Annotated in this window: 7 protein-coding genes; all 7 read right to left on the bottom strand. The window is 33.3% G+C overall.

Annotated elements, in window-relative coordinates:
• Positions 1 to 174: 174 nt before the first annotated feature.
• The 7 genes from BLS22_RS14685 to BLS22_RS14655 all read right to left on the bottom strand — a co-directional run bounded on the left by BLS22_RS14685 (position 175) and on the right by BLS22_RS14655 (position 9,720).
• Positions 175 to 2,187 (bottom strand): methyl-accepting chemotaxis protein, encoded by a 2,013-nt coding sequence (locus BLS22_RS14685; protein ID WP_090555107.1) that lies wholly within the window; start codon positions 2,185 to 2,187, stop codon positions 175 to 177.
• Positions 2,188 to 2,880: 693 nt separating this feature from the next.
• Positions 2,881 to 4,068, bottom strand: coding sequence for an iron-containing alcohol dehydrogenase (locus BLS22_RS14680; RefSeq protein WP_090555105.1), 1,188 nt, complete (start codon positions 4,066 to 4,068; stop codon positions 2,881 to 2,883).
• 84 nt (positions 4,069 to 4,152) lie between these two features.
• Positions 4,153 to 5,067 (bottom strand): bifunctional riboflavin kinase/FAD synthetase, encoded by a 915-nt coding sequence (locus tag BLS22_RS14675; protein WP_244269571.1) that lies wholly within the window; start codon positions 5,065 to 5,067, stop codon positions 4,153 to 4,155.
• A gap of 51 nt (positions 5,068 to 5,118) precedes the next feature.
• Complete coding sequence (locus tag BLS22_RS14670) at positions 5,119 to 6,501, bottom strand: APC family permease (protein WP_090555103.1); 1,383 nt, start codon at positions 6,499 to 6,501, stop codon at positions 5,119 to 5,121.
• 101 nt (positions 6,502 to 6,602) lie between these two features.
• Positions 6,603 to 7,562, bottom strand: a complete 960-nt coding sequence (locus tag BLS22_RS14665; RefSeq protein ID WP_090555102.1) for a sugar-binding transcriptional regulator — start codon at positions 7,560 to 7,562, stop codon at positions 6,603 to 6,605.
• A 299-nt stretch (positions 7,563 to 7,861) separates the two neighbouring features.
• Positions 7,862 to 8,899, bottom strand: a complete 1,038-nt coding sequence (locus BLS22_RS14660) for a zinc-dependent alcohol dehydrogenase (RefSeq protein ID WP_090555100.1) — start codon at positions 8,897 to 8,899, stop codon at positions 7,862 to 7,864.
• A 20-nt stretch (positions 8,900 to 8,919) separates the two neighbouring features.
• The gene (locus BLS22_RS14655; RefSeq protein ID WP_090555099.1) at positions 8,920 to 9,720 is read right to left on the bottom strand and encodes a class I fructose-bisphosphate aldolase; all 801 of its coding nucleotides are present in this window, start codon (positions 9,718 to 9,720) and stop codon (positions 8,920 to 8,922) included.
• Positions 9,721 to 10,235: the final 515 nt, after the last annotated feature.

Here is a 10,235-nt window from a genome sequence, read left to right as displayed (position 1 = left end):
GTGACCAGCAAGAAATCAAAGATTTCAGCTGCCTACTTAACCGCTGATGGGCCTGGGCGGGAGACTGCCTGGGAGAGTAGGTCGTTGCGACGTGATAAAAAAAGAACTCTACAATTTTCTGTAGAGTTCTTTTTTTAGGTTAAGATCCAGACTGCTGAAGGGCATTATTGTCAATTAAATCTTAAATTTACTAATAATACTTTGTAATTCCTCGGCAATATGGGCTAAGTCTTCGCTAGCATTTGATATTTTTTCTATGTTTGTTGATTGCTCTTCTATAGATGCTGAAGCTTCCTCAGTGCCAGCTGCATTTTCTTGTGCAATAGCAGATAGATTTTGTATTAAGTCTATCAGTTTAGATTTTTTTTCATTCATAGCTTCTGCTGATTCATTAAGTTTTTTAATTATATCATTAGTTACTTCTATAGAATTAGCTATTCTTTTAAATTTTTCTTCTGTTTGATTTACGCTTTGTGATTGTTCCACCGAAATCCCTTTAACTTCATTCATTTTATTTACTGCGTTTTGAGAATTTGTTTTTAATTCTACTATTAATGTTTTTATTTCTACTATAAAGTTATTAGACTGTTCTGCTAATTTTCTAATTTCTTCTGCTACTACTGCAAAGCCTCTGCCTTGCTCTCCTGAACGGGCCGCCTCTATAGCTGCATTTAGGGCCAGTAAATTAGTTTGATCTGCTATAGAATGAATTATGGTACTTGCTTCTTCAATTTTTTCTGCACTTTGATTATTACTTAGTATAACTTCATAGATATCTTCTGACGCTATGTTGCTTTCTTTTGTCTTTAGTACAAGATCTTTTAATATACTAAAGCCTTCTTCTTTTTCTTTTTCAATATCTTTTGCTGTGTTATTTAATTTCTTTGTATAGTCTTTATTTTTTTCTAATAAAGTTCCCATTTCTTCTACACTTAAAGCAGATACTTCCGTATCTTTAGCTTGGCTATTTGCACCTGCAGCAATATTCTCAACAGTTTTAGCCACTTCTTCTGCTGACATAGCTGATTGACTAGATATAACCGTTAGCTTTTTTGATGTTTCAACTACTTTTTCTGATGATCCTGAAGTTTTCATGATAAACTTTGCAATATTATCCCGCATTTCTTCTAATGCTCTTGTCATACTACCAATTTCATCTTTACGATTAAAATATTTATCAGCGTTAACATCACCATTTATAGTAAAGTCTAGGTTGGCTAATTGATTAATTTTATCTGTAATAGACACGATAGGCTTGGTTATTTTACTACTAACAAAATAAGTAATTATGACACCAACTAGCAATATAATTATAGAGAGTATTATAAAAAGATTGTTGAAGGCCTTTACTTCCCTTAATGCTTCATCGATTTCTAATCCAAAAACTATAATCCATGGAGTCCCTTCTATAGGAGAAAAACCAACTGCATTTTTTATTCCTTCATATTCATAATCTCCATTACCAACTTCTCTTTTTAAAATAGTGTTTTCTATCAAATCTGCTAAACTTTGAAAAGAAGGATTTTCTTTAGCATTCTGTATAATATTACTTTGATTTATAACTAGGTTTCTATTAGCATGACCGATTGTTGTTCCTTTATGGTTTATAATAATCTGAAAACCAGTTTCACCATATTTAACATTACTAGCGATATCACATAAAAAAGTTCCTTCTTTTACCCCATAAAAAACTCCATAAATTTCATTATTTTTTATAACTGGAGATGCAACTATCACTATCGGCTCATTGGTTACATCGCTTATAATAATATCTGATATAGATGATTTGCCAGACATCGCTTTTTGATAATAATCTTCATTCTTAATATTTAGGGCATCTCTTTGTTGATTAAATACTATTGCATCCCCATTTTTATCAGCAAAGGAATACTGAATATAGCCTGTTCTTTTAGCTTCCTCCTCAAAATAGGATACCTTTTCCTCCCAAGGAATATCTTCGTTAATAATTTTGTTATTTTGTGCTATAGCTTCTATATAAAATATATGACCATCAACTATAGATTTTATGTAGTCAGCTCTTTCCTCAGACAATAAGCGCAACTCTCCATAGCAACTCTCTATCAAATTTTTACTAACCATTCTTACTGTTACAAATCCTAGTGTTGCTGTTAAACCAAGTATAAGCACAGTAAATATAACTATAAATTGAGTTTTTAATGTCCTCATAATGATTCCACATCCTCCTTTTTAATGATAAGTTAATATGTTCTTTATTTAAAAAAATTATTTATTGTAACATTGCCTCTAAAGTAGTTTTAACAATAACCTCCATAGATTCATAATGTCTTCTATTTTTATTATTGTCCATAGGTAAATAATTAAATAGTGGTGAGGTTTAAAGCGCTATTATATATAATCTGGTAGAAAAGACTAAGGTTAACAGCCTAAACCCCTTTTATTATCTGGAATATTTATTTGAAAAATTACAATTATGATTACAATATTCATGGTTCAACGACGATTCTTATAAGATATTTAGAATTTTAAAAAACAGCTTGGAAAAATACTAGTAAAAAAAGTATAAAAAATCCGATACACCAATTATTATGAAATATGTCCAATACAACAAAATAAGGTGGTGATCGGATTGAAAACCTACGATGATTTTAAGATGTCTAATAGTCTTACAGAAGGTAATAATAAGTTAAACATAGAGCCTATAAGTATCGTAATCTTCATCACTTTGATTTGAGAGTAAAGATTGAGTTTAAATGTACTTGGTGTTTAGTTTTCAAAGAGTAGTGAGGAACCAAGAAATTATTGTAAAGCATAGGAAAATCCAAATTTCCAATCCCAAGATAAATATATTAATTATTTTTAAAAAAGTTTTATGTTAACTTTTATTAACAATATATTTTGTTATACCTCAGATGATATAAAAGGCTTGTTTCCATAATATGCATTTTTAAGTAACTCTTTTGCCTGTTCAAGAGATGGAATTTTAGGTGATAGTTTTGTAGCCACTGCTGAAATTGCCAGAGTAGCAAAGTCCTCTAGTTTATCAAAAAATATTTCCTCATCTATACCAGCTTCTGCAAAACTTAAGGGAATCCCTATAGCTTTATTGAAGTTCACAAGATAATCAACTAAATTTTGGCATAATTCTTTTTCACTATCCCCTTTTAGTCCTAATCGTTTTGCAAGTTTAGCATAAGATGGATGAGGACTTGCAAAAGCAGTTGTATATGGTAGCAATAAACCACACACCATACCATGTGGAAGATCAAAATATGCTCCAGGCTGATCAAAGCCATGTGCAAGTCCAGCACATGAATTGGTAATTGCAACACCACTAAGACTTGCAGCTACATGACAGGCCTCTCTAGCACTGAGTTTTTCATCTTCATTGCCTAAAACTGAAATTTTTAGATTTTCCAGTATATCAAGAGCAGCACTAATTGCAATCGAAACCACCATTGGAGAAGCAGTTACGCATACAGATGCTTCTAAGGCATGGGTTAATGCATCCATACCTGTGTGAGATGCTACTGATTTTGGCAAAGTATCTGTAAAGTCAGCATCAAGAATGGCATAAGCAGGGATTAACTCATTTGAGAGCATTAGACGTTTGGCTTTTGTTTCGTGATCAATAAATACAGCTGCTGAAGTTGTTTCTGAACCTGTGCCACTGGTGGTTGGTATGGCAACCATAATTGCTTTTTTTCCTAGTTCGGGCAAGTTATATGGTATAAGAGAATCCTCTACACTCATATCAGGATACTCATAAAACAAGTGCATAGCTTTAGCTGTATCCAGTACAGAACCTCCTCCAATAGCGATAATTAAGTCGGGATTAAATTCATTCATGTCATCCGCCGCTTTTACAATATCACTAAAATATGGTTCGTTTCTTATATCCGCAATAAACCTGCACTCTCCTCCATTTTCAGAAACAAGGGTTAATAGCTGTTCCTTGGTAGCATCTGACATAATTCTTCCATCATAAATTACCACAGCCCGCTTTTTATTCAATTGACTTATAAACTTTATGGAGCCCCTCCCTACAATAAAATTACTGGTTACAAAAGGTGAATACATATCTTTCATTATCTCATCTCCCTTTATAAATTATATTCTAAAGATAAAGGCTGCAATAAAAGTTAACACTTTTTTTACAGCCCTTATTGTTAATTACTGGATAGCATTAAGATATGATCTTATGGACTCAATATCTTTATCCACCTGGTTTTTAACCTCATCAATATTTTTAAACTTTTGTACTCCTCTAATGTATGAATGAACATCGAGCGTTATTTTTTTTCCATAAATACTTCTAGAAAAGTCAAGTAAAAAGGTCTCTATCGTTACGTAACTATGATCATCTACAGATGGACGCAACCCTATATTCGTAAGACCTTGGAGCACCTCACCATCAATTTCTGATAAAGTAGCATATACCCCATGTTTTGGTATTAACTTATTGCTTGGAACTCCCAGATTGGCTGTAGGCATACCTACCGTTCTCCCTATGGCTTTCCCATGAACAACTTCACCTAACATTTTAAAGATATGTCCTAAAAGGTGATTAGCCTTATCAAGAAAACCTTCCTCAAATGCTTCTCGAATTATACTAGATGTAATTGTTTGTTCATTCTCTTTGATGGTTTCTAAACAAATAACATCATAACCATATATAGAAGCATAATGTTTTAAAGTTTCTATATTTCCACTACAATCTTTACCAAACCTACAGTTTTCACCAGCTACTACAACCTTTACTCCAAGTTGATCCACCAAAATATCCTTTATAAATACCTCCGCCTTCATGGCAGCCATTTCTGAAGTAAAAGGATAAGAAATCATTACATCAGGAGGGTTTTCACCTAAAATAATTTGCTTTTCTTCTTCTGTATAGATAACATCATTTACTCCAAAAATATTTGTAGGGTTGTAGTCAAAACTTAACATAACCGATGTAAGGTTTTTATTCTTTTGTTCAATAAGTTTATCAATTACAGCACGATGTCCTCTATGTAGTCCATCAAATTGACCAAATGCTACACATGTATTATCCATTTTAAAATCGTTACCATTAATAAGTCTCACCTTAATAGCCCCTTCCTTTTTATATAAAGTAATTATTGTTTATATATATTTTTAGCTGTTAACATTACTCCCTTTCTTTTCCGATTCCTTCATTCGTGAAAGAGCACTCATAAGAATTACTGCACCAACGCTATACCAAATAGCAGTATAGTACCACAATGAAGCACCACTAATAATACCAGGGATATATGATGAAACAATAATAATAAGTGTAACAATAGGAAGTATAGAACCACCAGGTGCACGATAATTTCCTTGAACATATGGATTTTTTTTACGGGCAACAAGCAATGAAATACAGTTAATAGAAATAGTAACGGCAGCAAACACTGAACCTAGGTTAACTATTTCAGCTGTAAATTGAGGAAAACATGATATAACAATACTTGCAATACCGACAACAATAGTAGCTGTAAGAGGTACACCAGTTTTTGGATTTAACTTAGCAAGTCCTTTAGGAAGCATGCCTCCTTCTGCTGCAGCTGCAATAGCTCTTGATGTAAGTGCAATTAGAACAAGCATTGTTGTAAGGAGGGCTAGAACAGCAGAAATAGATATTATTTTAGGAAGCCATGGAAACGCTGATAATTTAGTAAATGCAGCTGCATAAAGAGGAATAAACCTCATACCAGGATTTTCATGTAGAAAATCAGCTGTAACAAGACCAACTGTTGTAATAATAATCAAAGAATATAAAGAAACTACAATTCCCATAGCTATCAAAACTGATTTAGGAACGTTTACATTAGGGTTTTTAACTTCAGAAACCATAAATGCAATAGCAACTATAGAACCATAGGCCAACATAGCATTTGGAATAGCACTAATGAAACCCGTACCACCCTTCACACCTTGTGTAAAAAAAGGAGTAATTAAAGAAGTATCCCAATTTCCTCCAAATAAACCGACAGCTATAAAAACCAACATAGTAGCTACTAGTAAAGAAACTAAAAACGTATTAGCCTTACCTGTAACGCTAAATTTAAGTATGTTAAGGATGCAACAAATCAGACAAGAGAGAACTGCTAAAAAAACTTGTTTACCTTCAAATATTGGAAAAGCAACACTTAGGTACGTGGCTACGTATATAGCTGCAAAAGCTGTACCAACTATATTGGCATTGATATACCCCCAAACAGAAATCCAACCCCAAATTTTACCTTGTTTTTCTGTTTTACCAAGAGATTTTGATGGAAATACAAATACACCACCTGATTTTGGGAAAATAGTGGAAAGCTCAGCAACCTGTAGACCATACATAAGCAAAACTATCGCTGCCATTATCCAAGTAATAATCGCTGCAGGTCCTGCATAGTATATTGTCATTCCTGAAAGAGAAAATATTGCACTACCAATCATTCCACCTACAAGGATAGTAATACAGGCAACTAAACTAAGAGAACCTTGTTGATTATTAATGTTACTATTTGACATGAAAACCCCTCCTTTTATTTGTTTGCTAATATATATCACTTCTACTTTAAACATGCTGTAACTATATTAATAAAGGAGGTAATTAGTACAATGTGATTTTGCTATTTATCTTTTTGATTTAATAATATTTGAGCAGTATCAAAATCAGTGATTAATGAATTGATATATCCACCTCTTAAGGCACCAAGAATTGCAGATGTTTTAGATTGTAAGCCTGCAACACCAATACGCATAGGTATTTTAAGAAAATCCTTTAGTTCTACAGTAATCACATGCTCATCAAGCGATGTTTTTACTGGTTGTCCATTAATATCAAAAAAGCGTGCACATATTTCACCTACTGCATTTTTATTAGCACAGCACTCATAATACTCATAGTACTTACCTTTGATATCAGATGAATTATCCTTATATGTTGCATCCCCAATACCTACTACAGCGATAGAGCAGGATTTAATTACACGGTATGCCTCACAAAAAAAAGGTTCATTCATAATGGCTTTGCGAAATTCAGGATTATTTACTACTACAGGTGCATAAAGTGCGATAGGTGTAGCGTTTATTTTTTCGCTAAAACGCCGAACAATATCATCAACTTCTATTTTTGTTTGTTGATTGTTCCAACCACCCATAAGTTGAGTAACAGTAATATTACTAATTTCATTAACAGGCATATGTTCTACTAAGGCAGATATGCTTCTTCCTCTGGAAAATCCAATAACATCTCCCTTACCTATAAGTCCTGTTAAATACTGAGCACCGACCTTGCCTATTTCTTCATATACATTTTCTTCTGATACATTACCTGAGATACGCACTGCTTTCAGGTTATACTTTTTTTCAAGTTCGGTTTCTAAACCTAAATATGTGTCGTCAACACCTTCAATACTTATCTTAACAATACCAAGTTCAAGACATTTACTTAGCATTCTATTGACACGCTGACGAGACATATTCATGTTTTTAGCAATTTCTTCTTGAGTAAGGCCAGCCTTATAGTAATAATTTGCTATTCTTATATAATCTAGTCGTGGATTTTCTAAAACATTATCATTAATCATCTGTTGATATCACTCCATTTTATTAATATTTTATGCACCAATTATCTCATAAAACAATTGCAAGTGCAAGATTACACCTTATAGCTCACACGATAAAAGCATGAATATATTCTCTGCCTATAATATTATGTTTAAATTTACTTTGTTGAGTTGGCTCGTATATTACTACTATGGAAAACTTTTATTCATGCTTTTGCCATGTTATAGCTCATAATCTTGATATATATTAGTTACTGAGCATATTTTCATAAAATATAGTGATTCAACCTTAACAAATCCTCTAACTGTTTTGAAGTTTATTACTCATTGCACTTTACTATAACTCTATATGTTGATGGGTCCAATGCCTTTTCAAATGCTTTATCTACTTGGTCAAATGGCTCGATCCCAGAAATCAGATCAGATACATCTATAAGTTTATTAGATAATAACTTTGTTGCAATCAGGAAATCAGAAGTTCCTGGATTTACTGCTCCTGTAATAATCATTTCGCTATAATGAACCTTATTAACACTTAGTTCTATTGGATTATCTGGATGGAAAGAACTATACATTACAACTCTGCCAAGTTTACCTGTCATAGCAATGCTGTCAGCCGCAAGAGCAGTTAATGCTACAGTACAAAAAACTGCATCTGCTCCCCGTCCTTCTGTAAGTTCTTTTACCTTTTCAATAGCATTTTCCTTGCTGGAATTAATAACTACATCAGCACCAAGCTTTTTAGCTACTTCAAGTCTTGTTTCATCTACTTCACAAGCAATTACCCTTGCACCTCTTAATTTTGCAAGCTGTATATGGAAGGCTCCCATGATTCCTACACCAATAACAACAACATCATCACCAAGTTGAATCGATGCATTGTTAATACTATGTATGCAACAGGCCAATGGTTCTGTTAACGAGGCATGGGCAAGGTCAATATCATCTGCCATTTTATATACCCTATTTGCATCAAGCAGCATATACTCCGCAATTCCTCCTGGACCTCCAAACCCTTCATGAATGGTAGTCATAAAGGACACCTCACATTGATTTTCATTGCCACTTCTACAATAATAGCACTCACCACAAGATGTAAGTAAACGTACTGCAACCTTATCACCAGGCTTTACGTTTTTTACATTTTCACCAACCTCTTCTACTGTTCCAGCAACTTCATGTCCACCAGCAAATGGATATCTTTTCATAACACCATCATATATTCGTTGCTCAAGTGTACAAATTGCACAAGAATCCACTTTTATAAGCACTTGTTTTCCTTGAGGTTGTTTCAGTTCTAGCTCATGTGTTGTGATTTCTTTAATACCAGAAATTACACCTACTCTATACTTACTCATTCAATCTCCTCCTTTTTCGTCTAGAATATTGAATTCAACTCTTTAAGAGCTGCATCTACGCTACAATCTTCATGGATAAGCTTTGCTATAGCAGCTGCATATTTTGCAGGATTTTCATGTCCCCATATATTACGTCCCATGGCAACACCTGCACCACCTGCCTCTAGAGCATCTTTTATTTCCTGTAAAAGTTGACGTTCTGGAACTTTCTTAGCTCCACCTAAAATAACAACAGGAGCATATACACTTTCAGTTAATTCCTTAAAGCTTTCTTGATCACCCGTGTATTCTGTCTTAATAATATCAGCACCAAGCTCTACACTTTGACGACAAGCAAAAATAATGTTTTCTGGAGTTCTTGCATCTTCTCCACCTTCAAAGCCACGAGGTAATGCTTCAGATGTTACAGGAATATTCCATTTGTGTGCTTCCATTATGTTACGAGAAAGAGCACTAAGTGTTTCGTTTTCAAACTTAGATCCTGGGAAACCCATTGTAATGATAGAGTCAGCACCTAATCTAAGAGCATCTTCCGCTGTTACTACTGTCTGAAGCGGTTTAGAACGATCACCTAAAAAAGAAACACCGCCATCAATACGCAAGATTATTCCTTTACCTAAGAAATCATCTGCAAATTTATCAGTCATACCTACTGTTGATAAAAAAGCATCTGCACCAGCTTTTGCAACCTCTCTTATAATTTTTCCCGGATACTTCATAGCTGGCAATACATTAAAGTTAGCTCCATGATCCATAGCCATAATAAATGTTTTTTTGTTTGGTCTAAAAATTCGATTCATACGATGTGTTGTGTTACTCATAAATTGAAACCTCCTTTATATTTTAAATTACATTTGCTCACTAATTGTGATTTTGTAACGCTACAATTAAAGATTAACACGGGTAGTTACATTTGTCAATATTATTTTACATTTGTAATAAAAAAATTTTAAAAATCTAAATATTTAATAAAATTTGATAAACAACAACGAAGGATCAATTATGGACATATCTTTTTTATTTAAGACATTTTAAAGAGGAATGATGATGTCTTATAGAAATCTACAGCAGCTCTTAGCATCATTATTTAATCACCAATGATATTTAACAGAGATCTAATGTTAAAATAGTTTTACGTAAAGCATAAAGCTGTGATAAATAAACTTATATAAAAGAAATAGCAGAGGGTTTTATATAAATAGAAAATAGACAATAGACACTTCCATAAAAAACCACTTAAGAACCTGTTGACATGAAAGCAATAAGCTGGTATAGTAGTACAAGTCGCCCCAAGATGAGGGGTGACGGGAGATAAGTTAACACTTGGGAAAAGAAG

The sequence above is a fragment of the Natronincola ferrireducens genome, assembly GCF_900100845.1.
GTDB lineage: Bacteria > Bacillota > Clostridia > Peptostreptococcales > Natronincolaceae > Natronincola_B > Natronincola_B ferrireducens.
The sequence above is the reverse complement of the archived record's forward strand: the minus strand, read 5'-3'. Positions and strand labels throughout refer to the sequence as shown.